At 71.9% G+C, this 24,155-nt stretch carries 26 protein-coding genes and 1 pseudogene; 11 read left to right on the top strand and 16 right to left on the bottom strand.

Going from position 1 to position 24,155, the window contains the following annotated elements; all coding sequences use genetic code 11:
- Positions 1–33 precede the first annotated feature (33 nt).
- A complete protein-coding gene (locus ACWEOZ_RS27670; protein WP_451913583.1) occupies positions 34–1,056 on the top strand; it encodes a zinc-dependent alcohol dehydrogenase family protein in 1,023 nt (340 codons plus the stop codon).
- A 100-nt stretch (positions 1,057–1,156) separates the two neighbouring features.
- Positions 1,157–1,678, top strand: a complete 522-nt coding sequence (locus ACWEOZ_RS27665) for a cyclophilin-like fold protein (RefSeq protein WP_451913582.1) — start codon at positions 1,157–1,159, stop codon at positions 1,676–1,678.
- 46 nt (positions 1,679–1,724) lie between these two features.
- Here ACWEOZ_RS27665 and ACWEOZ_RS27660 read toward each other — a convergent pair whose 3' ends face one another.
- On the bottom strand, positions 1,725–2,615 hold the full coding sequence (locus ACWEOZ_RS27660; RefSeq protein WP_451913581.1) for a helix-turn-helix transcriptional regulator: 891 nt from the start codon (positions 2,613–2,615) through the stop codon (positions 1,725–1,727).
- 344 nt (positions 2,616–2,959) lie between these two features.
- On the opposite strand from ACWEOZ_RS27660, the gene ACWEOZ_RS27655 reads away from it, so the two are divergent.
- Entirely contained in the window at positions 2,960–3,970 is a 1,011-nt protein-coding gene (locus tag ACWEOZ_RS27655) for an NAD(P)-dependent alcohol dehydrogenase (protein WP_451913580.1), read from the top strand.
- Here ACWEOZ_RS27655 and ACWEOZ_RS27650 read toward each other — a convergent pair whose 3' ends face one another.
- From ACWEOZ_RS27650 to ACWEOZ_RS27635, 4 genes are all read right to left on the bottom strand, one after another.
- Positions 3,971–5,476 carry an FGGY-family carbohydrate kinase gene (locus ACWEOZ_RS27650; RefSeq protein WP_451913579.1) on the bottom strand — a complete coding sequence of 502 codons (1,506 nt, stop codon included), beginning with the start codon at positions 5,474–5,476 and terminating at the stop codon, positions 3,971–3,973.
- Positions 5,477–5,662: 186 nt separating this feature from the next.
- Entirely contained in the window at positions 5,663–6,094 is a 432-nt protein-coding gene (locus ACWEOZ_RS27645) for a hypothetical protein (protein ID WP_451913578.1), read from the bottom strand.
- Positions 6,095–6,213: 119 nt separating this feature from the next.
- The gene (locus tag ACWEOZ_RS27640; protein WP_451913577.1) at positions 6,214–6,453 is read right to left on the bottom strand and encodes a helix-turn-helix domain-containing protein; all 240 of its coding nucleotides are present in this window, start codon (positions 6,451–6,453) and stop codon (positions 6,214–6,216) included.
- Positions 6,453–7,028 (bottom strand): DUF2975 domain-containing protein, encoded by a 576-nt coding sequence (locus ACWEOZ_RS27635; RefSeq protein ID WP_451913576.1) that lies wholly within the window; start codon positions 7,026–7,028, stop codon positions 6,453–6,455. The genes ACWEOZ_RS27640 and ACWEOZ_RS27635 overlap by 1 nt, the downstream gene beginning before the upstream one ends.
- Positions 7,029–7,152: 124 nt before the next feature.
- Here ACWEOZ_RS27635 and ACWEOZ_RS27630 point away from each other — a divergent pair, with 124 nt between their 5' ends.
- Entirely contained in the window at positions 7,153–7,944 is a 792-nt protein-coding gene (locus ACWEOZ_RS27630) for an alpha/beta hydrolase (RefSeq protein ID WP_451913575.1), read from the top strand.
- 87 nt (positions 7,945–8,031) lie between these two features.
- Positions 8,032–10,818, top strand: coding sequence for an AAA family ATPase (locus ACWEOZ_RS27625; protein ID WP_451913574.1), 2,787 nt, complete (start codon positions 8,032–8,034; stop codon positions 10,816–10,818).
- Here the strand turns inward: ACWEOZ_RS27625 and ACWEOZ_RS27620 are convergent.
- Entirely contained in the window at positions 10,805–11,209 is a 405-nt protein-coding gene (locus ACWEOZ_RS27620) for a hypothetical protein (protein ID WP_451913573.1), read from the bottom strand. The genes ACWEOZ_RS27625 and ACWEOZ_RS27620 overlap by 14 nt on opposite strands.
- Before the next feature lie 10 nt (positions 11,210–11,219).
- On the opposite strand from ACWEOZ_RS27620, the gene ACWEOZ_RS27615 reads away from it, so the two are divergent.
- On the top strand, positions 11,220–11,369 hold the full coding sequence (locus ACWEOZ_RS27615; RefSeq protein ID WP_451913572.1) for a hypothetical protein: 150 nt from the start codon (positions 11,220–11,222) through the stop codon (positions 11,367–11,369).
- Between the two features lie 93 nt (positions 11,370–11,462).
- Here the strand turns inward: ACWEOZ_RS27615 and ACWEOZ_RS27610 are convergent, their stop codons facing one another.
- The 5 genes from ACWEOZ_RS27610 to ACWEOZ_RS27590 all read right to left on the bottom strand — a co-directional run bounded on the left by ACWEOZ_RS27610 (position 11,463) and on the right by ACWEOZ_RS27590 (position 16,685).
- Entirely contained in the window at positions 11,463–12,050 is a 588-nt protein-coding gene (locus ACWEOZ_RS27610; protein ID WP_451913571.1) for a hypothetical protein, read from the bottom strand.
- 111 nt (positions 12,051–12,161) lie between these two features.
- Positions 12,162–12,824: a response regulator gene (locus ACWEOZ_RS27605; protein ID WP_451913570.1), complete on the bottom strand. Its 663-nt coding sequence runs from the start codon at positions 12,822–12,824 to the stop codon at positions 12,162–12,164.
- Positions 12,821–13,966, bottom strand: a complete 1,146-nt coding sequence (locus ACWEOZ_RS27600; RefSeq protein WP_451913569.1) for a sensor histidine kinase — start codon at positions 13,964–13,966, stop codon at positions 12,821–12,823. The genes ACWEOZ_RS27605 and ACWEOZ_RS27600 overlap by 4 nt, the downstream gene beginning before the upstream one ends.
- A 22-nt stretch (positions 13,967–13,988) precedes the next feature.
- Positions 13,989–16,217 (bottom strand): MMPL family transporter, encoded by a 2,229-nt coding sequence (locus ACWEOZ_RS27595; protein WP_451913568.1) that lies wholly within the window; start codon positions 16,215–16,217, stop codon positions 13,989–13,991.
- A 117-nt stretch (positions 16,218–16,334) separates the two neighbouring features.
- A complete protein-coding gene (locus ACWEOZ_RS27590) occupies positions 16,335–16,685 on the bottom strand; it encodes an ArsR/SmtB family transcription factor (protein WP_451913567.1) in 351 nt (116 codons plus the stop codon).
- 77 nt (positions 16,686–16,762) lie between these two features.
- Between ACWEOZ_RS27590 and ACWEOZ_RS27585 the strand changes: the two genes are divergently transcribed.
- Positions 16,763–17,779 (top strand): NADPH:quinone reductase, encoded by a 1,017-nt coding sequence (locus ACWEOZ_RS27585; RefSeq protein ID WP_451913566.1) that lies wholly within the window; start codon positions 16,763–16,765, stop codon positions 17,777–17,779.
- 11 nt (positions 17,780–17,790) lie between these two features.
- On the opposite strand, the pseudogene ACWEOZ_RS27580 reads toward ACWEOZ_RS27585, so the two are convergent.
- Positions 17,791–17,964, bottom strand: a pseudogene (locus ACWEOZ_RS27580) (response regulator transcription factor); the annotation flags it as partial.
- 47 nt (positions 17,965–18,011) lie between these two features.
- Between ACWEOZ_RS27580 and ACWEOZ_RS27575 the strand changes: the two are divergent.
- From ACWEOZ_RS27575 to ACWEOZ_RS27565, 3 genes are all read left to right on the top strand, one after another.
- A complete protein-coding gene (locus ACWEOZ_RS27575; RefSeq protein WP_451913565.1) occupies positions 18,012–18,218 on the top strand; it encodes a hypothetical protein in 207 nt (68 codons plus the stop codon).
- A gap of 171 nt (positions 18,219–18,389) precedes the next feature.
- Complete coding sequence (locus tag ACWEOZ_RS27570) at positions 18,390–19,214, top strand: class I SAM-dependent methyltransferase (protein WP_451913564.1); 825 nt, start codon at positions 18,390–18,392, stop codon at positions 19,212–19,214.
- A 4-nt stretch (positions 19,215–19,218) separates the two neighbouring features.
- Positions 19,219–20,064 carry a PHP domain-containing protein gene (locus ACWEOZ_RS27565; RefSeq protein ID WP_451913563.1) on the top strand — a complete coding sequence of 282 codons (846 nt, stop codon included), beginning with the start codon at positions 19,219–19,221 and terminating at the stop codon, positions 20,062–20,064.
- A 46-nt stretch (positions 20,065–20,110) separates the two neighbouring features.
- Here the strand turns inward: ACWEOZ_RS27565 and ACWEOZ_RS27560 are convergent, their stop codons facing one another.
- From ACWEOZ_RS27560 to ACWEOZ_RS27545, 4 genes are all read right to left on the bottom strand, one after another.
- Positions 20,111–20,953 carry an SDR family NAD(P)-dependent oxidoreductase gene (locus ACWEOZ_RS27560; RefSeq protein WP_451913562.1) on the bottom strand — a complete coding sequence of 281 codons (843 nt, stop codon included), beginning with the start codon at positions 20,951–20,953 and terminating at the stop codon, positions 20,111–20,113.
- A 41-nt stretch (positions 20,954–20,994) separates the two neighbouring features.
- Positions 20,995–21,714 carry an SDR family NAD(P)-dependent oxidoreductase gene (locus tag ACWEOZ_RS27555; RefSeq protein ID WP_451913561.1) on the bottom strand — a complete coding sequence of 240 codons (720 nt, stop codon included), beginning with the start codon at positions 21,712–21,714 and terminating at the stop codon, positions 20,995–20,997.
- 75 nt (positions 21,715–21,789) lie between these two features.
- Complete coding sequence (locus ACWEOZ_RS27550) at positions 21,790–22,296, bottom strand: hypothetical protein (RefSeq protein WP_451913560.1); 507 nt, start codon at positions 22,294–22,296, stop codon at positions 21,790–21,792.
- Positions 22,297–22,310: 14 nt separating this feature from the next.
- Entirely contained in the window at positions 22,311–23,201 is an 891-nt protein-coding gene (locus tag ACWEOZ_RS27545; RefSeq protein ID WP_451913559.1) for an NAD-dependent epimerase/dehydratase family protein, read from the bottom strand.
- Between the two features lie 137 nt (positions 23,202–23,338).
- Here ACWEOZ_RS27545 and ACWEOZ_RS27540 point away from each other — a divergent pair, with 137 nt between their 5' ends.
- Positions 23,339–24,088: an SDR family oxidoreductase gene (locus ACWEOZ_RS27540; RefSeq protein WP_451913558.1), complete on the top strand. Its 750-nt coding sequence runs from the start codon at positions 23,339–23,341 to the stop codon at positions 24,086–24,088.
- Positions 24,089–24,155 lie beyond the last annotated feature (67 nt).

The following is a 24,155-nucleotide window of genomic DNA, read 5'->3' as shown; positions in this document are numbered from 1 at the left end:
ACGACGAACAACGAGACCGAGGAGAAGATCATCATGCGTGGTGTCGTCATGCACGGACCGGGGGATGTCCGTGTCGAGGACCGTCCGGACCCGCGGATCGAGCAGCCCACCGACGCCGTCATCAAGGTGTCGGCGGCCTGCGTGTGCGGCTCCGACCTGTGGCCGTACCGGGGTATCGAGAAGCTCGACGGCGCGACCCCGATGGGCCACGAGTACGTCGGCATCGTCGAGGAGGTCGGCAGCGAGGTCACCACGCTGCGGCCGGGCCAGTTCGTCGTCGGCTCGTTCTGGGCCTCGGACAACACGTGCGAGATCTGCCGGGCCGGTTACCAGTCCGGCTGCGTCCACCGCGTCCTGATGGGCACGGTCGGCACCCAGGCGCAGTACGCGCGGATCCCGCTCGCCGACGGCACCCTGGTCGCCACCCCCGAGGTGCCGCCGGCCGACCTCATCCCTGGCTACCTGGCCGCCTCCGATGTGCTGGGCACCGGCTGGTTCGCCGCGGTCGCGGCCGAGGCCGGTCCCGGGAAGACCGTCGCGGTGGTCGGTGACGGCGCCGTGGGCTTGCTCGCGGTGCTGGCGGCCAGGCAGCTCGGCGCCGAGCGGATCATCGCCATGAGCCGGCACGAGCCGCGGCAGAAGCTGGCCCGTGACTTCGGTGCCACCGACATCGTCACCGAGCGCGGCGACGAGGGCATCGAGCGGATCAAGGAGCTGACCGGCGGGCTCGGCGCGCACTCGGTGGTCGAGGCCGTCGGCACCCAGGAGTCGATGATGCAGGCCATTCACTCAGCCCGGCCCGGCGGCCACGTCGGCTTCGTCGGCGTCACCCACGATGTCGCGCTGCCGGGCCTGGAGTTGTTCGGCGCGCTGGTGCACCTGCACGGCGGCCCGGCCCCCGTACGCCGCTTCCTGCCCGACCTGATGGAGATGATCGGCGACCGCACCATCGACCCGGGCAAGGTGTTCGACCTCGACCTGCCCCTCGACCGGGCCGCCGAGGGCTACCAGGCCATGGACGAGCGCCGCGCCGTCAAGGCCCTCCTGCGCCCATAGCCGAGTCGCCGCCCGTGCTGCACCGGTTCGCGCCGGCGGTCGACGAGTTCCTCGAAACGCGTGACCGTTGCGCACGCCCCGACCGACGAACGGAGATGTCATGCCGGCCTCCCGCACGGCCGTCCGCGCAGCGCTGGTGACGATCGTCGCCGGCTGCGGTGGCCCCGACCGGTCCGCGGACACCCCGGTGAACGCATCAGCCACCGCCCCGGCGACGCCCCGGCCCAGCGGCCCGGCCGCCGCATCCCCTCAGGAGGAGCAGATGAAGATCAGTATCGTCATCGGCGACCAGCGCTTCGCGGCCACGATCCGGGACAGTGCGGCCGGTCGTGACCTGATCGCCCAGCTGCCGCTGACCATCGCGATGACCGATCACGGCTCGGTGGAGAAGACCGGCCCGCTGCCGTCGCCGCTGTCGCTGGACGGCCAGCCGGACGGTGCCGACCCGGATGTCGGCGATGTCGGCTACTACGCACCCGGCAACGATCTTGTCCTCTACTACGGCGATCAGTCGTACTACCCCGGCATCGTGATTCTCGGTCACCTGGACGGCGACGCCGCCGGCCGGATCGCCGGCATGGAGGGTGCCGTCACCGCGACTGTGGACGTCCGGGCGGGCTGATCGTGCGCCCCCGGGCGGCCACCGCTGCGGCACCGGCCGCCTCGGGTCAGCGGTTGGTGAGCCGCTCGCCGGAGGCCGGGGCCCGGTGGGTGGCGGCCCAGGAGGCCAGCAGGCGCAGAGTGTCCTCGGTGGGGGAGCCGGGCTGCGCGGCGTACAGGGTCATGGTCAGGCCGGGGTCGGCGCGCAGGTCCATGCTCTCGTAGGCGAGTTCGAGGTCGCCGACGGCGTGGTGGTGGAAGGTCTTCACGCCGGTCCCGTGGGTGCGCACGTTGTGAGCGCCCCAGCGGCGCCGGAAGTCGTCGCTGCGGGTGGACAGCTCACCGACGAGGTCGTGCAAACCCTTGTCGTGGGGGTCCTTGCCGGCCGCGGTGCGCAGGTTCGCGACGGTCATGTCGGCGGCGAGGTCGAAGTTCGGGTAGAAGCGCCGGGCCGCACTGTCGAGGAAGGTGAACAGGGCGAAGTTCGGTGGCCGGGTGGGATCGGCGTAGACGTCGCCGTACATGGCGCGGCCGAGGTGGTTGGCGGCGAGCAGGTCCTGACGATTGTTGACGACGATGGCCGGGCCGGCGGTGATGGCGTCCAGTGACCATTGCAGGCTGGGCCGGAGCTGCTGTCCCGGCCCGGGCCGGCGATGCGGGCGCAGGACGGCGTTGCTGCCGTTGGCCTCGTGGGCCAGGCGCAGCAGGTGGGCACGTTCGGCGTCGTCGAGCCGCAGGGTGCGGGCGATCGCGTCGAGGACACCGGGGGAGACCCCGGCGAGGGTGCCGCGTTCGAGCTTGGCGTAGTACTCGACGCTCATCCCGGCCAGGGCCGCGACCTCGCTGCGGCGCAGCCCGGGCACGCGGCGCTGCCCGGAGGAGGGCAGACCGGCCTGCCCGGGACTGATCTTCGCGCGCCGCGTGGTGAGGAATTCGCGGACCTCGGCTCGGTTGTCCATGTCCTGACGGTACGGCGAGCCGGGTCCGGCTGGGATGCCCTGCCGGTACACCCATGGCCGGCCGGTCAATTTCGTTCACGGCCGGGCTCAGGGCGGAACACCGTGCCGGCCGGGCTGCCGGTGGCAGGCGCGAACGCCCTCGGTGCCGGCTCGGGCGCGCCCAGTGCGGCAACGGCGCTGCGGGGGCCGGGGCCACGTCGGCCGGCGGGCCGCGGCGGACGGGCAAAAGCGGCTGAGCCACGGCCCGGCCCGGGCACCGCCGCTGGTCAGCCCGCCCACGACCGCTGGACCTGTGAGGTTGCGAGGGCCATCCTCGGGATATGACAGCGGTATCGGAAGGCAACATGGCGGCCGTACTCCACGCCGCCGGGGACCTGCGCATCTCCGCCCGACCGATGCCGGTGCCGGGCCCCGACGAGGTGCTGGTCGAGGTGCGTTCGGTCGGCATCTGCGGCTCGGACGTGCACTACTACCGGCACGGCCGGATCGGTGACCACGTCGTCGTGGATCCGATGATCCTCGGCCATGAGGCGGGCGGCACCGTGGTCGACCGGGGGTCAGCGGTGACGACCCTCGAGGTGGGTCAGCGCGTGTCGGTCGAGCCGGGCGTGCCGTGCGGCCGCTGCGAGCAATGCCGGCAGGGGGCGTACAACCTGTGCCCGGACGTGCAGTTCCTGGCCACGCCGCCGGTCGACGGTGCGCTGGTGCGGTACCTGAGCGTGCACGCGGCGTTCGCGCATCCCGTTCCGGACGCCTTGAGTGACGACGCGGCCGCCCTGATCGAGCCGCTGTCGGTGGGCATCTGGGCGAACCGGCGGGCGGGCGTCGGGATGGGTTCCCGGGTGCTGGTCACCGGTGCCGGCCCGATCGGGGTCCTGGCCGCGTTGGTGGCGCGGGCGGCCGGCGCCGGCTGGGTCGGCATCGCGGACGTGGACCCCGCCCGGCTGGAGGTCGCCGGCCGGTTCGGCGTGGACGACGTCATCGACGGCCGCGCCGGGATCCCGTACGCGTCTTTCGGTCCTGAGGTGCTGTTGGAGTGCAGCGGCGTACCGGATGTCGTCAGCGCGGGGATCACCGCGCTGCAGCCGCTCGGCCGGGCGGTCCTGGTCGGGATGGGCCCGTCGAGCTCGGCGTCGCTGCCCGTGCAGGCGATCCAGAACCGGGAGCTGACGGTCACCGGCACCTTCCGGTACGCCCACACCTATCCGGCCGCGATCTCGCTGGTCGCGGCGGGCCGCATCGATCTGGACGCTCTCGTCGGAGCCCGGGTGGCCCTCGCCGAGTCCGAACAGGCCCTGACGATGGGAGCCGTCGATCCGTCGGTGCTCAAGACCGTGGTCGACGTGCGACGGTGATCAGCCGTCGCCGGGGTGCGGGGCGTCCAGAGCGCTCAGCAGATCCACCGCGTGCCGGTAGCGGCGGTAGCGCCCGGCCCGCACGGCGGCGTGTGACGCCCGCGGTTGCTGAGCGCGGACGACCTTCACCCAGCGCCGGGCCGCGTCGTCCAGGTCCGCGAACTCGCCGACGCCCACGCCGGCCAGCATCGCGACGCCGCGGGCGCCCGCCTCGCCGGAATCGGTGACCTCCACCGGCAGGTCCAGCACGTCGGCGAGGATCTGGGTCCACGCTGCACTGCGCGCTCCGCCACCGCACACCCGTACCGGTCGCCGCAGGTCGAAGGCCTCGCTCAGCGGGCCCATGTGGGTCCGGTGGTTGAACGCGACGCCCTCCAGGACCGCGGCCAGCAGGTCGGCGCGGTCGTGCCGGCCGCGCAGGCCGAGCCACGTGCCCTGCAGATCCGGGCCGTGCGGCGAGCCGTACAGGAAGGGCAGGAACAGCGGGAGGTCCGGCTGCTCGAACCGGGTCATCGCCTCGGCGATGGCGGCCCGGGGATCCGGTTCGCCGTCCGGCCGCGACGGCCCGAGGCGGCGCATCGCCCAGTCCAGACAACTGGCCCCGGCGGGCGAGGTCGACATGTGCAGCCATCGGCCGGGACGGACGAACGACCGGGCCTGCCAGCGGGGATCCGGCAGCGGGCGATCGGACACCACCTGGTTGATCGAGTACGTGCCGAGCACCAGACTCGCCGATCCCGGCGAGAGCGCGTCGACACCCGCGGCGGCGGCATCGACATCGTGCACTCCGGTGATCACCGGAGTGCCCGCGGCGAGTCCGGTGGCCCGGGCGGCCTCGCCGGTGATCCGGCCGGCGATGTGCTCACTGTCGAGGATGACCGGCAGTTTCTCCTCGGCGTCGGCCAGGCCGAACAACTGCAGGGCCGCCCGGCTCCAGCGCCGGGTCGCGAGATCGGTGAAGGCCGCACTCGCCTCGGTGACGTCGGTGGCCACCTCGCCGGTGAGCCGCAGCCGGATCCAGTCCTTGCAGAACAGCGTCCAGCGGGTGCGTTCGTACGCCCCGGGTTCGTGCTCTCGCAGCCAGGAGAGGACAGACGCGGGCGACACGAGCGACGGCTGCTGGCCCGTCAGCGCCAGCGCCGCCGCCCCCGTTCCGGCCTGACCCAACCGCGTGGACTCCCGGTGCGCCCGCGAGTCCATCGCCAGGATGGCGGGCCGTACCGGACGCAGGTGTTCGTCGACGGCGTAGAGACCATCGTTGTGCCCGCACACCCCGACACCGGCCACCTCGTAGCCCGGGCCGGCCTTCGCGATCACCGCGCCGACGACCTCGCACACCTGCTGCCACAGTTCGTCCATGTCGCGTTCGGCCCACCGCGGATGCGGACTGTCCACGCGCGCGCCTCGGCTCGCGGCCGCGACCTCGTCCCCCTCAAGGGTGTACAGAGCCGCCTTGGTGACCGTCTGACCCGCGTCGATGCCGAGCAGTACGCGCGCCTTGATCATCGAGTAACTATAAGCGCGGGCCCGGGCGCCACCGGGTGTTCCGGCCCGCCGCCGGCCCGGCGGCCTGCAACGGCGGACCCGGTACGTCAGGTGGTCGGCCTCCGGGGGTGGCCACCGTCTCCAGGAGGTCGGACTGGGGGGCCGGGGCGCCCGCCGAAGAGGGCGGTGCCCGCCTGAACACGCAGATCACCGCGTTCGGCCCGCCCGCGAGCCTTGACTGTCAGTGCGTTCAGCTGGGCGGGTGTAAGCCTGCCGGATCGCCGCCGTCCCGGCGACCAGGGCGATGACCAGCCCGGTCCACTGCAGGACGACGCCGATCCAGACGTCGGACGCGCCCGGGTTGCCGAGGCGGCCCCAGACCGAGCCCTCGATCAGGCCGCCGACGAACACGAACAGAGCCGCGAACGTGCCGACGAGCAGTGTCCAGCGCCGGGCGGTCAGGGCCAGGACCAGGATCGCGGCCGCGCCCAGGATGATCGGGCCGGGCGGGATCTTGGGGAAGCCGGGCACACCGACCAGGAACTGGGTCAGGACGCCGGCGGCCGCCGCGATCAGGCCGGCCGCGAGCGCTGTCCGCAGCGGCTTGACGGTGGAACGGATGGGACTGTTGCTGCTCATGTCGCCGTCTCCCTCGGGTCGCTCTCGCGCTTCACCGCCAGCCTCGTCGGCCACGGCCGGGACGGCATCCGCGTGGGGCGGGCGTTGCGCGTACGCAAATCTGCGTAGCGCGGGGGAGGCTACGTGCGGCTGCCGGTCCGGTCGCTGACCTCGAGCAGGTCGCCGGGCTGGCAGTCGAGGGCGTCGCAGAGGGCCGTCAGTGTGCTGAACCGGATCGCCTTGGCCCGGCCGTTCTTGAGGATCGACAGGTTGGCCAGGGTCAGGCCCACCCGGTCGGCGAGCTCGGTGAGGGTCAGGCCCTGGCGAGCGAGCAGGGCGTCGAGGTGCAGGACGACGCGGTGGTGTTCCTCGGGTGGCATCAGATGACCGTGTCGAGCTCGGCGCGCAGACCCCGGCCGTACCCGATGATCTGGGCGAAAGCCAGCAGCAGCAGGCCGAGCATCACCCACCAGACACTGAGGGTGTAGTCGACCAGCACCATCCGCGCGCCGGGCGGCACCACGGTGGCCGCCAGCAGGTAGGCGGCGACGGCACGGACGATCTCGGAGGCGGCCCCGGCGATCAGGACGACCACGCCGAGGCGGCGCAGGCCGGTCGCGGTGGACCGGGTGAACGGCTGGGTGTCGGTGATGCGGTCGATCAGGCGCAGGGCGTACCAGATGATCGGCAGTGTGCCGACCGCGAGCGGGAGCGGACCGGTGAGCAGGTCGAGCACGGTCTGGTAGCCGGTCGGGTCCTGGATCGACACGCTCACGGCCTGGATCCGCAGCTCGGTGGACGGTTGCCCGACCGGCAGGGCCGACGGCAGCACATCGAAGCGGCGGGTGGCCGGCCCGTCGAGCTGGAGGACCTGGCCCAGAACGGCCACGAGGTCGGTCAGTATCAGGACCCAGAGGAAGCCGCGGATGCGGGTGAACGGGCGGCGCTCGGCCATGACCCATCTCCTTATCGATAAACGATGTATTGATAATCGATATCCTGCGCCGTGCTGTCAAGGGGAGCCGGATGCAGTCGAATGACTGAAGCCTGCCGGTCCGGCGTCGCGGAGACTGGCCGCCATGAGCGTTCCGGTTGTCTTCATCCATGGCCTCTGGCTGCATGCGTCGTCGTGGCAGCCCTGGATCGAGTTGTTCAACGAGCGCGGCTACGAAGCCACGGCACCGGGCTGGCCGGGTGACGCCGCGACGGTCGAGCAGACCCGGGAGAACCCGGACGCCCTGGCCGGTCACGGCATCGACGACGTTGTCGAGCACTACGCGGGCATCATCGGCGGTCTCGCCACCAAGCCGGTCCTGATCGGGCACTCCTTCGGCGGCATGATCGCCCAGAAGCTGCTCGGCCTCGACCTCGGCGCCGCCGCGGTCGCTGTCGACGCCGCCCAGATCAAGGGCGTGCTGCCGCTGCCGCTGTCGGCCCTGCGGTCCGGCCTTCCCGTGCTGGGCAACCCGGCCAACAAGAGCCGGGCGGTCTCCCTCACCCCCGAGCAATTCCGGTACGCGTTCGGCAACGCCGTCACCGAGCAGGAGTCCCGCGAGCTGTACGACCGGTGGTCGATTCCCGCCCCCGGCAAGCCACTGTTCGAGGCGGCCGCGGCCAACTTCAACCCGCACTCGCCGGCCAAGGTCGACACCGGCAACGAGTCCCGTGGGCCGCTCCTGCTGATCGCCGGGGGCAAGGACCACACCGTGCCCGAGACCGTGGTGCGGGCGACCCTCAAGCAGTACCGCCACTCGCACGCCGTCACCGACATCGTCGACTTCCCCGACAAGGCACACTCCCTCACCATCGACTCCGGCTGGCGGGAGGTCGCCGAGACGGCACTGACCTGGCTGAAACAGCAGAACCTGTGAGGTTTCGCCGGCGGCGTCCCCGCGGCGCGCAAGGACGCCGCCGGTAGTAGCTGGACATGGGGCGCCACCGGCTGAATGCTCTACCGGGTGAGGACAACGCCGGGGGAGCCGCTGGTCGGGCGGGACGACGAGCTGCGTTTCCTCCTCGCGTCGCTGGCCGGCAGCGACGTCGGCGGGCGCACCATCTGGCTCGTCGGTGACCCCGGGGTCGGCAAGAGTGCCCTGCAGGCCGAGGTGGCCGAACAGGCGCGGACGCTGGGCTTCACGGTGCTCACCGCCCGGGGCAACCAGTCGGAGACGCACCTGCCGTTCGCCAGCCTGCACCAGCTGCTCCGCCCGTTGCTGCCGCGCGCCGACCGGCTGCCGGCGACGCAGCGCGACGCCCTGCTGGCGTGCTTCGCCATGAGCGACTCGCGCGACGTCAACCCGTTCTTCGCCTTCCTGGCGGTGCTGGAGCTCGTCGTCGACTCGGCGGGGCGGCAGCCGGTCCTGGTGTGCCTGGACGACCTGCACTGGATGGATCAGCCGTCCATCGACGCGCTGGCCTTCGTCGCCCGCCGGATCGCCGGTGAACCGGTGAGCATGCTGTGCGCCTCCCGGCCCGGATCGGCGCCGCTCGCCGACGGGCCCGCGATCGAGCGCATCGAGCTGGCGGGCATCGACGAGGCTGCCTCGGGCGCGTTGCTGGACGCGCGGGCCCCCCAGCTGCCGTCGGTGATGCGTGACCGGGTGCTGCGCCAGGCCCGGGGCAATCCGCTGGCCCTGCTGGAGTTCGCCGCCGCTCTGCAGTCGGGTCGGTACGCGGCCACGGCGGGCGACGAGGACCTGCCGATGACCACGCGGCTGGAACACGCGTTCGCCGCGAGGGCCGAGGATCTCGACCCGGCCGTCCGGGCGGTGCTGACGATCGCCGCGGTCGACGACGGCGACGACCTCGACGACGTCCTCGACGCCGCCCGCATCCTGCACGGATCGCCGGTGGACGTGGTCATGGCCCGGCCGGCGTTCACTCACGGGCTGCTGACCATGGTCGGCGAGCGGTACCGCATCACCCACCCCCTGGTCGGTTCGGCCCTCCGGCACGCCATGCCGCTCGCCACCCGCAGGCAGGCGCACGCGGCCATCGCCCGCGTCCTGGCCCGGTACCCGGACCGCGCGATGTGGCACCGGGCCTCCTCGGTGTCGGGACGGGACGAAGAGATCGCCGCCGAGCTCGAGGAGGCCGCCGACCACGCGCAGGGCCGCGGGGCCGTCGCTGTCGCAGCCGCCTGGCTCGAACGGGCGGCCGCGCTCAGCCCGGACCCGCAAGCCCAGGCCGCCCGGCTGCTCAGCGCCGCCGAGCTCGGGTTCGAACTGGGCCGGTACGACCACGTCGAGCAGATAAAACAGCAGGTCAGCGCCATGACGCTGCGGGACCGGGACCAGTCCCGGCTGACCTGGCTGGAGGGCGTCTTCCACGACGGCTCCACCGGCGAGCCGGCCGAAGTGCGTCGCCTGGTCGACATGGCGACGCAGGCCACGCGTACCCGGGACATCGAACTTGCCATGCAGCTGCTCGTGGGCGCCGCCCGCAGAGTGTGGTGGCGCGATCCCGGCGCACAACTGCGGCACGAGATCGTCCTGGCCGCCCAGCAGACCGGCGTACCGGTCGACGACCCGCGATTGCTGGCCATCTACGCGTTGTCCGAGTCCCACGAGCAGGGGCCGGCGGTCATCGAGCAGCTCGCGCGCTGGCCCGCCGACGCGGGCGGACGCCCGGACCTGGCCGGCCTGCTGGGCATTGCCGCGTTCTGCACCGGCGATTTCCGCCGTGCCGTCGCTTTCCTGTCCACGCCCATCCAGGAGCTGCGCGCTCAGGGCCGGATGAGCCTGCTGGCCGAAGCCCTGGCCGTACGCGCCTGGGCCGAGATCTACCTCGGCGTCTTCGACGTGGCCCGGTCCGCCGACGAGGCCATGCGGCTCGCCGACGAGACCGGTCAGTCCATGTGGGCCGCGACCGCACGGATCGCCGTCGCCCTCGTCGACGCGGTGGCCAAGGGCGGCGCCAACCGGCACGACCTGCTCCTGGAGGCCGAGCGTGCGGCCCTGCGTACGCCCAACGCCACGTCGTCCCTGCTGGCCGGCGTCCAGCTCACCCGGGGCCTGGCCGAACTGGGCGACAACCGCCCCGAGCAGGCGTTCAGCGAGCTGCACCGGGTGTTCGTCCCGGCCGATCCCGCCTTCCAGCGGATGCAGCAGATGTGGACGCTCAGCTACCTGTCGGACGCTGCGGTCCGTACCGGTCGCCGGGAGGAGGCGCGCTCGGCGCTGAGCTCGTTGGAGCGCCTGGCCGGCGCGTCGCCCTCGACGGGATCGACCATCGCCCTGGAGTACTCCCGGGCCGTGCTCGCCGACCGCGCGTCGGCCGAGTCGCTGTTCCACACCGCCCTGTCCGGTGCGGGCTCCGGACTGCCCTGGCATCGCGCGCGGGCCCAGCTGGCCTACGGCTTGTGGCTGCGCCGGCAACGACGCGTCGTGCAGTCACGCGAACCTCTGCGGGCGGCCCGGACGACCTTCGACGCGGTGGGTGCCCACACCTGGGCGCAGCGCGCCGATCAGGAACTGCGAGCGACCGGCGAACGCGGCTGGCGGCCCACCGCGAAGCCGCGCGAGCTGCTCTCGCCGCAGGAGTCCCAGATCGCCGAGCTGGCCGCGCAAGGACTGTCCAACCGCGACATCGGCCAGAGGTTGTTCCTGTCGCACCGGACGGTCGGTTCACACCTGTACCGCATCTTCCCGAAGCTCGGCATCACCTCCCGCAACCAGCTCGCGGAAGCGCTGATCGACCACGGCGACCAGTCCACGCCACAGCCGTCATCGGTCACCGGAGGTTAGCGGGCGTCCGTCGAGCCTCACCGCCGGCAGCTACCGTGACGTGGCGGACAAGATCCTTCGAGCCGCCGGGCTCGAAACCCTTCCGGCGCACCAGGTGCGCATCCACGACGAGACGGTGATCGTGGTGCGCCCGGCCGGCGACGCCCAGCAGGTGCTGCGCTCCGCCCGCGCCGCCCTCCCGGATCACCACCCGGTGCCCGCTTCCGACAGTGACGCGGTCCTGGATCCCGACTTCCATCACGACAGCAGCCCGAGCGACCTGATCGCCTGGGCCCGGGCCGCCGACATCGATGCCGAACTGCGTCGCCTGCCCGGCTTCTCCCACCCTGAGCTGGAGTTGCTGGGCACCGGAGCGGTACGGCGCCGCCCCGACCACGATCGGACTGGCCAACGGTTTCACGGTGCCCCGGCCTCCCACGGACCTGGCGGACGCCGAGCGGCTGGCGCTCGAACACGTGGCAATAGCGGGGCTGACCGCGCGGACCAGGGTGCGGGCCTATGCCCGGGCCCTCCTGGAGCTGCACCAATGGTGTCTCTACAACCGTCCGTGAGGCACGACTGAATCGCAGGTCAGCAAAAAGGCGGATACGCCTGCGGAGGTCGGAGGGCCTCCGCAGGCGTATCCACTATCGGGGGGAAGGGGGTCAGACGCGGACGCGCACGGCCTCGAGGCTCAGCGACCGGCCGACGGTGCCGATCTCGACCTGTCCGCTGCGGCGCGTGCACTGCCAGTTCTGCCAGCCGATGTTCTGGACGTGGCCCTGGGCGCAGATGCCCGTACGGGTGCTCAGGCGCAGCGCCTCGAGCCGCAGGGACATCCCCTCGGTCCCGACGGTCACCGTGTCGTTGCGACCCGTGCAGCGGGTGCGCTGCCAGCCCTGGTTCTGCACGTGCGCCTGGGCGCACACCCCACCGGTACGGCGGGTCGAGATGGACAGCGCCTCGAGCCGCAGGGACTGGCCCACGGTGCCGGCCATCGCGGGACGGCGGTCGCTGGAACAACGCCAGCCCTGCCAGCCGATGTTCTGGACGTGCGCGTTGAGGCACACGGCGTTGCGGTCACGCCACATGAACATCTTGGCGGCCGGGCTCAGCGCCGGCGCCTTGACGACAGCCGCCGGAGCGGCCGGGCTCACCGGTGCCGCGGAGGCGGTACCGCCGAGGACCGGCAGAGAGATCGCGGAGACGGCCAGGCCGACCATCGCCGCCTTGCGGAGGAAGTTCGGAAACATTGCCATACCGAGAAGAGCCCGCAAGCGACCGCCCATGACGCGACCCGGGGGCGATTTGTCCCCTTGTCACTCGGGCGGGTGACCACTTGTCGCCCGGACGAGTGCCCCGGATCACCGCACCCGGACCAGCCCCTCCTGGTAGGCGATGACCACCAGCTGGGCCCGATCGCGCGCCCCCGCCTTCATCATGGCCCGGTGGATGTGGGTCCGGACCGTCAACGGGCTCACGACCAGCCGCTCGGCGATCTCCTGGTTGGACAGGCCGTGCGCGGCCAGGGCGGTGATCTCGCGTTCCCGGCCGGTCAGGCCGGCCAGCGAGCCCCGGGGCCGCTCGCCGGCGCTGCCCGGACCGGACAGGAAGCGGTCGATGAGCGTGCGGGTCGCCGCCGGCGAGAGCAGGGCCTCCCCGCCGACCACGGTACGGATCCCGGCCAGCAGCCCCTCCGCCGTGACGTCCTTGCCGAGGAACCCGCTGGCCCCGGCCTCGAGGGCGCGGGCCACGTACTCGTCGGTCTCGAACGTCGTGAGGATCAGCACGCGGGTGCCGGCCAGTTCGGGCGCGGCACAGATGCGGCCGGTTGCGGCCAGGCCGTCGACGACCGGCATCCGGATGTCCATCAGCACCAGGTCGGGGCGGTGGCGCCGGGCCAGCTCGACCGCTTCGTCGCCGTTCGCGGCCTCGGCCACGACGGTCATGTCGTCGCAGGAGTCGATCAGCATGCGGAACGTCGAGCGCAGCAACGCCTGGTCGTCGGCGAGGAGAATCCGGATCATCGGTCCACCTGGTCTTCCTGCCATGGGGCCAGCGGGATGGTGAGCGTGACCGCGTACCGGTCGCCGTCCGGGCCCGCCCGGACCGACCCGCCCACCGCGAGCGCGCGCTCCCGCATGCCGATCAGCCCGTAGCCTCCGGTTCCGGCCGGACCGGGACGGGCCGAGGTGTTCACCACCTGGACGCAGAACGTGTCCTCGTCGTAGGTCAGGGAGATCGTGACGACGGGGTGGACCGCGTGTTTGGTGACGTTGGTCAGGGCCTCCTGGACGATCCGGAACGCGGTGAGCTCGACCAGTGGCGGCAGTCGCCGCGGCGTCCCGTCGCTGGAGACCCGGACGTCGATCCCGGCGTCCCGGCAGGATTCGACCAGCTCCGGGAGCTGGCCGAGGCCGGGCGCCGGGGTGGTGCCCGCCGAGGAGTCGTCGCCGGGCTCACGGAGCAGCCCGACGGTCGCCTTGAGCTCCCGCAGGGCGGCCGACGTGGAGCCGCTCAGCCCGGCGAGCAGCTCGCGTGCCTGCTCGGGACGCTTGGCCAGCAGGTGGGCCGCCGTCCCGGCCTGCGCGTTGGCGACGGCCAGGTGGTGCGCGACCACATCGTGCAGGTCCCGGGCGATGCGCAGGCGTTCCGCGCTCACCCGGCGGCGTACGTCGTCGTCCCGCCGGCGTTCGGCCTCCTCGGCGCGGGCCGCCACCATCTGCAGGTACGCGTGGGTCATGCGCCCGGCGAACACGGCCGGCAGCAGCCACAGGGCGACGCCGACGGTCCGCAGCAGCACGGATCCTCCCGTCGGGGTCGCGTCGGTTGTCGTCCCGCCCAGGATCACCGCGCTCACCGCGATCCCGGTCCACCAGGCGGCCGGCCGGGGACCGAGCAGCACCGTCAGCCGGTACAGGCATCCGATCAGCGGGGCCAGCAGCAACGGCGTCGGCAGGTAGCCGGCCGCGCAGGCAGCGGCTTCGCAGCAGATCGCGACCGCGGTCGCCGCTCGGGGACGGCGGGCGGCCGCGAACAGGGCCGCGCTCGCGACCAGGCTCAGCACCGCACCGGGCAGCAGCGCGTCCGGCCGGAAGATGCCCTCGGTGCTGAGGCTGGCCCCGAGGACCGCGAAGATGAACGCGACCAGCGCGGCCAACACGTTCATCGGGCTGACACTACCCGGGTGATCAACGCGCGCTCAGCGCATGAGCCGGTTCCGGTTCCGGCTGCTCGTCGCTCAGCGACCCGCCCTCCACGTCGACGTGCGGCAGCACCCGGTCGAGCCGTCGCGGCAGCCACCAGGCCCGCTCGCCGAGCAGCCGCAGGACGGCGGGCACCAGCGTCAGGCGAACCACGAAGGCATCGAAGAACACCGCGCAGGCCAGCCCGAGGCCCACCATTTTGATCAGCGGTTCGTCGGCCGCCGCGAACCCGCCGAACACCGCGATCATGATCACCGCGGCCGCCACCACCACCTTGGAGCTCTGCTCGAAGCCGGTGACGATCGCGTCGTGGGCCGGCCGGCCCTGCGCGTGGGCCTCGCGCATCCGCGACACCAGGAAGACCTCGTAGTCCATCGCCAGCCCGAACACGATGCCCACCAGCAGGATCGGCATCAGGCTCATGACCGGCCCGGTCTGCTCGACGCCGAGCACGCCGGCCGCCCACCCCCACTGGAACACCGCGACGATCACGCCGAGCGCGGCGAACAGCGACAGCAGGAAGCCGAGCGCCGCCTTGACGGGAATCCAGACCGATCGGAACACCACCAGCAGGAGCAGCACGGCCAGACCGATCACGATCGACACGTACGGCACCAGCGCCGACTGGGTCTTGCGCGCCATGTCGATGTCCAGGGCGGTGGTGCCGGTGATCTCGTAGCTCACGTCGGCCGCGGCCGCCACGCCCGGGCGTGCCGCCCGCAGCGTTTCGACCAGGGTCTCGGTGCGTGCGTCGGTCGGACCGCTCGACGGTACGGCGGTCAGGATCGCGGTGTCGCCCTGCTGGTTGAAGCTCGCCTTGGACACCGACACCACGCCGCTGGTCGTCCTGAGGCTGTCCGCCACGGCCGCCACCGCCGCCGCCGGATCCACCGCTCCCCGCGCGTCGACCACCACCGTCAGCGGACCGTTGAACCCGGGCCCGAACGCCGCGGCCCGGAGGTCGTACGCCCGCCGCTGGGTCTCGGTGACCGGCAGCGAGGCATCTCCGGGGGTGCCGAGCTGCAGTGACAAGGCCGGAACGGCGATCACGGTCAACAGCGCGGCACCGGCCAGCGTGATCACGAGCGGACGACGCAGCACCAGCCGCATCCAGGGGCGTGCCGCCGACCGGCGAGTGGTGGTGGGGGCACCGCCACGGCGTTGCGCCCGGGCGAGGACCCGGTTCGGGGCGAAGCCCAGCAACGCCGGGACCAGGGTCAGCGCCACCAGGACGGCCACCACCACCGCGCCGGCGGCGGCCAGACCCATCTTCGCCAGCGACGGGATCCCGACGACCGACAGGCCGGCGAGGGCGATGACCACCGTCGTCCCGGCGAAGGCCACCGCGGCGCCGGCCGTTCCCACCGCGCGGCCGGCCGCCCGCTCGGCGTCGTCCCGGCCGGGACGCTCCTCGTCGTCCCCGCCGTGACGCCCCTCGTCGTCCCCGCCGTGGCGCTCCTCCCGGAAGCGGGACACCACGAACATCGCGTAGTCGATGCCGACGGCCAGCCCCAGCATCAGGGCGAGCATGCCGCTGGTGATCGCCATCTCCAGCGGGCCGGCCACCGCCCAGACGCCGAGGAACGAGACGGCCACCCCGATGACCGCCGTGAGGAGCGGCAGACCCGCCGCCACCATCGAACCGAACGTCATCAGCAACACGACCGCGGCGATCGCCACCCCGGCGAGCTCCATCGGACTCATCCGGGTGCCGGTCTTGAGAGCGGAGCCGGACATCTCGGCCGTCAAGCCGGCGTCCCGTGCTCGCTCCACCGCGCCGGCCAGCGCCGTGCGCGACTCGTCGGTCACCTCGGACGACGGCACCCCGTACGAGACCGACGCGAACCCGGTCGTACCGTCGGCGCTGATGCTCCCGCCGGCCGAGGGCGGGACGACCCGCGCCACCTGGGGACCACCGGACACCGCGGCCAGCGCCGTGTTGATGACTTCTGCGTTCTCCGCGGACGTCAACGCCTGGCCCGGTGGGGCAACGAACACGAGCGTCGCCGACGCGCCGTCCGCGGCGGCTCCAGGAAAGCGCTCCGCGATGAGGTCGAACGCCTGCTGAGACTCGATTCCCGGCATCGTCGCCCTGGTGCTGACCGGGCCTTCCGACTTGACGGCGAGCAGGACCACCCCGCTGAGCGCGAGCAGCCACACCGCGACGACCAACCAGCGGCGGCGATAGGAAAAGCGACCAAGACGACTGAGCATGCCTGCCATGGCACGACACTCCACTTCGTTGTCGAACGTTGCCCTCAGCCTCTCGGCCGGGCCCCGGTCGCGTCGTCGTGCAGGTGCAGGCTCCGCATACGAAGATCGCAGTACGGCTCACGCCTCAGCGGGCGCCTCCGTGGCGGCGGGAGCCGGGCCGGGCGGGCGCAGCATGGTCAGCAGCCCGGGGAAACGCCGCTCCACGTCGTCGTAGCGGAGGGTGACCAGCCTGCGGATGCCGTCGACGCGGGTGCGGATCAGCCCGGCGTCGCGCAGCACCTTGATGTGGTGCGACAGCGTGGATTTGCCGATGGTGACGCCGGTCTGCTTGAGGACGTCACTGCCGCACGTCCAGTCCCCGGCGGCATCGAGAGCCCGGACGAACGTCAGCCGTACCGGGTCGGCGAGCGCGCTGAGCACCACGTCGATCGTCACGGTCTCGATGGCGGGTTCGATCACCTCGGTCACGAGACCAGCCTAACTGGATCTTGTGTAAAGTTCGACCGTCGTCGTACTGTTCGATGCAGATCGAACAGGAGGGGATCATGAAGACGATCATCTACCGCGACAACGGCGGCCCCGACGTCCTTCAGCTCGTCGAGCGTGACCGGCCCGCGCCCGGGCCCGGCGAGGTCCGCGTCAGAGTCGCCGTTTCCGGGGTCAACCCGACCGACTGGCAGGCCCGCGCCGGCAACGCCCACCGCAAGCTGTTCGCCGAGATGACCCCGCACCTCGACGGCGCCGGGGCGGTCGACGCCGTCGGTGACGGCGTCGACCCGGGCCGGATCGGTGAGCGCGTGTGGCTGTTCATGGCCGCGGCCGGACGGCCCACGGGCACCGCCGCCGAGTTCACCGTCGTACCCGCCGACCAGGCTGTGCCCCTGCCCGACACGGTCAGTTTCGACGTCGGCGCCGCACTGGGCGTACCCGCGCTCACCGCCCACCGCGCGCTCACCGTGGCCGAGGACGGGCCACGCCGCCTGCACCCCGGTGCCCTCACCGGCAAGGTGGTCCTCGCCGCGGGCGGAGCCGGCGCGGTCGGGCACGCGGTGATCCAGCTCGCCCGCTGGGCCGGCGCCACGGTGATCAGCACGGTCAGCGGTCCGGAGAAGGCGAAGCTGGCCACCGCGGCGGGAGCGCACCACACCATCAACTATCGCGAGGGCGACCCGGCCGCGGCGATCCGTGCGATCGCCCCGGACGGCGTCGACATCGTCGCCGAGGTGGCGCTGGGCGCGAACTTGACTCTGGACCTGGCCGTCCTGCGCACCCGCGGCACGATCGCGACGTACGCCAACGAGGGCGGAGGCCCGGTCGAGCTGAACGTGGGCCGGAACATGGTGCTGAACACGCGCTTGCAGTTCCTGGTGCTCTACACAGCCGGGCCGCAGGCCCGCGCCGCAGCCGTCGAGGACGTCGCCGCCGCGATCCGGGAAGACGCCCTGCCGGTCGGCGAGGAGCACGGTTTGCCACTGCTGCGCTTCCCGCTGCACCGCACCGCCGACGCCCACCGAGCGGTGCAGAACGGCGCGATCGGCAAAGTCCTGGTGGACCTCATGTAGAGCAATCGCTCTCAGCGGCCCAGGCCGGCGCGGTACGCCTGGACGACGAGTTGGGCACGATCGCGTGCACCCAGCTTCGTCAACAGCCGGCTCACGGAGGTGCGCACGGTCGCCGGACTCAGATGCAGAGCCGCCGCGATCTCTTTGTTGGAGAGTCCGGCTGCGACCTCGGCGAGCACCTCGCGCCCCAGCGCGTAAGCCCGGCTCCCGTCGCCACCAGCACGCCCACCGGATGACGAGCGCCCACCAGCATGAGCGCGCCGAACCCGGCCGCGAACAGATAGGCGACCGGGTGGACGCCGTCACCGCGCACGTCGGCGGCGACGACCACCGCGGTCAGCAGACCGATCCTCACGCGCACGAGGTCGGACTACGGCGGCGGATCATCCCGCCGAGGACCGCGCCCAGGAGCGCATTGAAGATCAGGATCTCGGCGTAGCCGGGCAGCGGGATGGTCTCGGCCGACTCGAGGAACGGCTGCAGGGACCGGTTCAGCCGAATCGCCCGCTAGGCACCCTGGGCCGTCGTCGAATCCGTTCGATGGTGACGAGTGCCGTCAACACCCGGCGACCCGCTTCCGTCGTCGTATCCCGCGCCGTAGGGTCGGTTCGTGGATGGCGCTGAACTTGTCGGCGTGCAGAAGACGCTCACGCCGGTGCTCAAGGCCAAAGCCCTGGACAACCAGCTGCCGGACCGGATTCTCGGTGACCGGTACGCCGAGCGGGTGATGCGCCGGCTCGATCCCGGCTACGACCAGGGCCGCGGCGCCACGCAGATGGGCCTCGTCGCCGTGATCCGCAGTCTGGCCCACGACACCTGGGCCCGGAGCTTCCTCGCCGATCATCGTGACGCGGTCGTGCTGCACCTGGGCTGCGGCCTCGACGCCCGGGTCCACCGGATCGATCCGCCCGCCACCGTCGACTGGTACGACGTGGACTACCCGGCCGTCATCGAGTTGCGGAAACAGTTGCTGCCGCCGCGCGAGCACTACGTCCAGCTCGGCTCCGATGTCACCGACCTGACCTGGCTGGACCGCGTACCCCGCGACCGTCCGGTGCTCGTGATCGCCGAAGGGCTGGTGCCGTACCTGACCGAGGCCGACGTCCGGCGGCTGCTGACCACCGTCGTCGACGCCTTCCCCAGCGGGCAGCTCCAGTTCGACACCGTGCCGGTCTGGGCGTGGCGCACTTCGCGCTGGGATCCCTCACTGCGCCGGTACGACGCCCAGTTCCACTGCGGATTCGACGACCCGGCGACGCCGGCCGAGTGGCATCCGCGGCTCGAGTTCGTCGACGAGGCGCCGATGTACGACGCCGCACTGCTGAGGGCCAAGGCGCCTGCGAACGTCCGCCGCGCCTACCGGCTGCTCACCCTGCTGCCGGGCCTGAAACGCTCGACGAGGATCGTGCGGTTCAGATTCCCAGCACGGAGGTGATCCGGTGCCCTTACCTTCTGACAATCACGTGCACAGTGAGTGGTCGTGGGACACGGCGGTGGGCGACATGGAACAGTCGTGCGCCCGCGCCGTGGAGCTCGACCTTCCGGCGATCGCTTTCACCGAGCACCTGGACCACACTGTGTGGCGTGTGGCACTGCAAGGCCCGTACGCCATGGACAACCTCACCCGGCTCGCCGACGCTGACGGGCTGTTGACGCCGCCCGCTTTCGACGCCGCCGGTTACCTGCAGGCGATCGAGCGCTGCCGGGAGAAGTTCCCGCGGTTGCGCATCCTCAGTGGTCTGGAGCTGGGGGAGCCGCATCGGCACGCCGAGCCGATCGCGCGGGTGCTGTCGGCCGGCTCGTTCGACCGGTTGCTCGGTTCGCTGCACACCCTGCCGGATCAGGGGACCTTCGCCGAGCCCTGGGGAATCTTCCCGCATCGGGACCCCTACGAGGTGGTGCGGGCCTATCTGGCCGAGGTCGCCGCGATGGTGTCGACCGCCGGGACGTTCTCCGTGCTGGCCCACATCGACTATCCGGTGCGCTTCTGGCCGGCCGAGCACGCCGGCCCCTTCGACCCCGCGGCCTTCGAGGACGAGTTCCGGCATGCGCTGCGGCTGACCGCCCGGTCCGGCCGGGCGCTGGAGGTCAACACCCGGCTGCCACTGCACGCGACGGTGCTGACGTGGTGGCACGAGGAGGGCGGCGACGCGATCACCTTCGGCAGCGACGCCCACTTGCCGGCCCGGGTCGGGCACGGCTTCGCGGAGGCGGCGCAGATGGCCGAGGCGCACGGCTTCAAACCCGGCGAGGGCCCCCACAGCCTGTGGGGACGGATCGATTGAGCGACATGGGGGGCCACCCGGCCGGGGCGGTGCGAAGCGACGCCGCTCAGGCCGCCAGGTGTCCCTGGGCCTCGGCCGAGAGGTCTTGCCAGTCGGCCCAGGTCTTGAGCCGGTCGGCATACACCTGCTGCACCAGCGGGTAGAAGCCCTGGCCGAACAGCACCCGCAGCGGCGGCTGATCGGCATCGACGATCTTGAGCAGGGCCTGGGCCGCGGCGGCCGGGTCGCCGGCGGGCTGCCGGCCCACCAGCGCGGCCAGGCGCCGGCGAAGATCGTCGTAAGCCGGGTGGGTCCGGGCGAGATGCCCGTTGGCCAGTGGATCCGGGTTCCTGCCACCCCGGGTGGCGAAGCCGCCGGGCTCGACGATGGTCACCTTGACGCCGAAGTCCGCGACCTCGCCGGCGAGCGCCTCGTTCAAGCCCTCGAGGGCCCACTTGGACGCGTGGTAAGCGCCGCCGAGCGGCATGGCGATGACTCCGGCCGCCGAGGACAGCTGGATGATGTGCCCCGAGCGCTGCTCACGCAGGTACGGCAGCACTGCCTGGATCACCCACACCGCCCCGAACAGATTGGTCTCCAGCTGCTCCCGCAGTTCTTGCCCAGACAGCTCTTCGACGGCGCCGACCTGGGCGTAGCCGGCGTTGTTGACAATGACGTCGAGCCGGCCGAAGTGCTCTTCGGCCCGCCGTACGGTCGCTGAGACGGCCGCCCTGTCGGTCACGTCCATCTCCAGCGGCAGGACCGCGTCGCCGTAGGCGGCGACCAGGTCGGTCAGGCTTGCGGTGCTCCGGGCGGTGGCGGCCACCCGGTCGCCGCGGGCCAGCGCGGCCGCGACGAACTCGCGGCCGAGGCCGCGGGACGAGCCGGTGACGAACCAGACCTTGCTCATGGTGTTCCTCTCCTTCTGGCACGGCTACGGATTGCGGGGGTTCACCAGGCGACGGGGCCGAGGCGGTCGACGAAGATCCCGGTCGGCCCGTCGGCGTCGACGGCCGCGAGCCGGATGATCGAGTCGGTGCCCTCGGTGACGGTCAGCTGGCCGGTGTGCCGGTTCATGTCAGTGGCGGCGAACTTGTGGTCGGCGATCTCGCCCGGGGTGGCGACGTTGAACTTGATGGCCGGCAGCGCCTGGGCGTACCGGAGGGTGATCATGTGCAGCGCCGCCTTCGACGAGCTGTAGGCGAGCTCATGCATCGTCGAGACCGGCTGATCCGGGTCGGTGACGACGGCGAAGGAACCGCCGCCGCTGCCCACCATCACCACGCGCGGGTTGTCCGCCGCCAGCAGCAGCGGAAGAACGGCGTGCGTGACCCTGACGGGCCCGTACACATTGGTCTCGTACACCGGGTGGACCTCCTTGACAGTTGCGTCCGCGGGCGCGACCACGTGCCCCGGCGCGCCCGCGTTGTTGATGAGCACGTCCAGCCGGTCGGTGTGCTCGCGGAGGACCCGTACGGCGTCGGCCACCGACTCGTCCGACGTGACGTCCAGCGGCACCATGACCACATCGGCGCCGCCGGCGGTCAGCTCGTCGGTGGCCGCTCGTCCGCGCCCCGGGTCACGCGAGCCGAGGAAGACCCTCCAGCCTTGCTCGCCGAGCCGCCGGGCCGCTTCGTAACCCAGTCCTTTGTTGCCTCCGGTGATCAGCACCGAAGTCTTTCCTTTGGCTGTCATGCCATCCGTGACGAGAGGCGGTCGCCGGGTGGTAACAAGGTGTGGGCCGCCTCACGTGGCGCGGGCAGATCCGGTTCCTGAGCGCCGCCGGTGGTAGAGGTACGCGACGGAGAGGAGCAGGGGACCCCACAACAGCGCCGGCAGGTAGCAGCTCACCAGCAGCACCCACCATCCGGTTCCGCCGGTGAACCCCTCGACCGGGGCGACGAACAGCCGTCCCACCGCGAAGGTCCAGATGACGATCAGCAGGATGCCGCCGACGGTCGCCGGCACCATCACAGCCGCCGGTGGGATCCGGCGGCCACCGAACCGCGGCACCCGGTCGGGCACGATTTCTCCCCAGGGGCGTACCAGGCCGATGGTCAGCAGCGCCAGCGCCTCGGTGAGCACGGTGAGGAAGAAGACCCAGACCGAGCCCCGGCCGGGGATGTCACCCGCCTCCAGCGCGGCCGGGCTGAATCCCATCCCGAAACCGAAACCCAGCAGGGTCCGCCACACCCCCGACGGCAGGACGGTGAGCGGTACGAGGTGAGCGAGGATCACGGCAGTGCGGCTCACGGGCATTCTTGGAGTCATCTGGTCCGGCCCGGTGCGGTCGTGATCAGACGCCATCCGTCGGTGCCGCCCCGGACCCGGGGAGTCCAGCCGGCCTCCCGCAGCTTCCGGTTGCGGACGCGCTGGGATCGGCTCAGGGGTTCCAGTTCGGCCGGGATCTCGTCCACCGGTGGCCGCAGCCCGTCGCGCCCCACCACGGCGGCCAGCGCGGCGTCGATCTCCGCCCGGGTGGGCGGATCGTCGTCGGCCACGTTGTAGGTGCCGGCCGGCGCGACGACCGCTGCGGCGACCGCGCTGCCGGCGTCGTCGAGCCAGACGGTCGGCTGGTACGCGTCCCGCCGGCCGACGCTGGGAGAGATTCCCCGGCGCGCGTTGTCGACGTTGGTCCGGGACAGGTGACTGTCCGGCCCGATGAACATGCCGAATCGCAGGACGACGGTGTCCCCGGCGAAGAGCCGCGTGGCGTTGTTCTCGGCCGTCAGTGCCGCCGTGGTGGTGCCGCCACCGGTCACCGGCGCGTCCTCGTCCACCCAGGCGTCGCCGGCATCGGCATAGAGGAACGCGAGCGACTCCTGGACCAGGCGTCCGGCCCCCGCCGCCTGCGCCGCGCGGGCGATCACGGCCGACGCCTCCCGGCGCAGGCGGTCGTTCTCGTCCCAGGCACCGGGCAGCGCCATCCGGTCGGCCGTCGGAACGTGGGTGAGGAGGTTGATGACGATGTCCGCGCCGGCGAACGCGGACTGCAGTGCGGGCTGGTCGAAGACCTCTGCCTCCACGGCGCGGGCCCCGAGATCCTCGAGCAGCGATCGGCCGCGGACCGATCGCGTGACGCCCGCGACTCGGTGGCCCCGGGCCAGCAGAACCCGTACGGCACGCCGCCCGGCAACGCCGGTGGCTCCGGTAATCACGATGTTTGGCATGACCGGTTGACGAGGCGTCCGGAAGAATCGTCACAGGCCGACCAGGATGTGTCGCCGGTCACCAGCTGTCACGTTTCCTCGACCGGAATCGACCAGTGGTCACAACACCAGCGGAGGGAAGAACGATGCGTGTAGCAGTGGCCGGAGCAACCGGCCGGATCGGTTCGCTGACGGTGGCCGCCCTCGAACGCGACGGGCACGAGGTCCGGCGGATCAGCCGCACGGAAGGGGTGGACGTCCGGACCGGGAGCGGACTGGACTCGGCCTTGGCCGGCGTGGACGCGGTGGTCGACACCTTGAGCAGCACCGCCCCTGACCGGGCCGAGACGGTCGGCTTCTTCACGGCGACCACCAGGAACCTGCTGGAGGCCGAAGAACGGGCCGGCGTACGGCATCACGTGACGCTGAGCATCGTGGGCGTGCACAAGGTCGAGGGCAACGCGCACTACGCGGGCAAGCGGGCGCAGGAGGCCGCCGTGGAGGCCGGTCCGATCCCGTTCACCATCGTCCCCGCGACCCAGTTCCACGATTTCCCGGCCATGCTCGCGTCCTGGTTCGAGCAGGACGGGGTGGCCATGATCCCGCCCCTGCTGCTGCAGCCGATCGCGCCCGAGGACGTGGCCGACGTGCTGGCGCGGGTCGCCGTCGGACAGCCGCAGGGAAGGCACCGTGACATCGCCGGCCCCGACACCCAGGACCTGGTCGACATGGCCCGGCGCACGCACACGGCCCAGGGCAAGGCGGTCCGTCTCGTGCCGACCTGGCACAACGGCGTGTTCGACCAGTCGATGGCGGGTGATGTCCTGCTGCCCGGCCCGGACGCCGAGATCACCCCCACCACCTTCGAGGACTGGCTCGCCGCACCGGGTGCGTGACCCGGGGGCTTTTCCGTCGGTTACTTCTGCCTCCCGGTTCGCGTCATGTCCATGACGCGAACCGTCG

The organism is Actinoplanes sp. NPDC004185 (assembly GCF_053603475.1).
The sequence above is the reverse complement of the archived record's forward strand: the minus strand, read 5'-3'. Positions and strand labels throughout refer to the sequence as shown.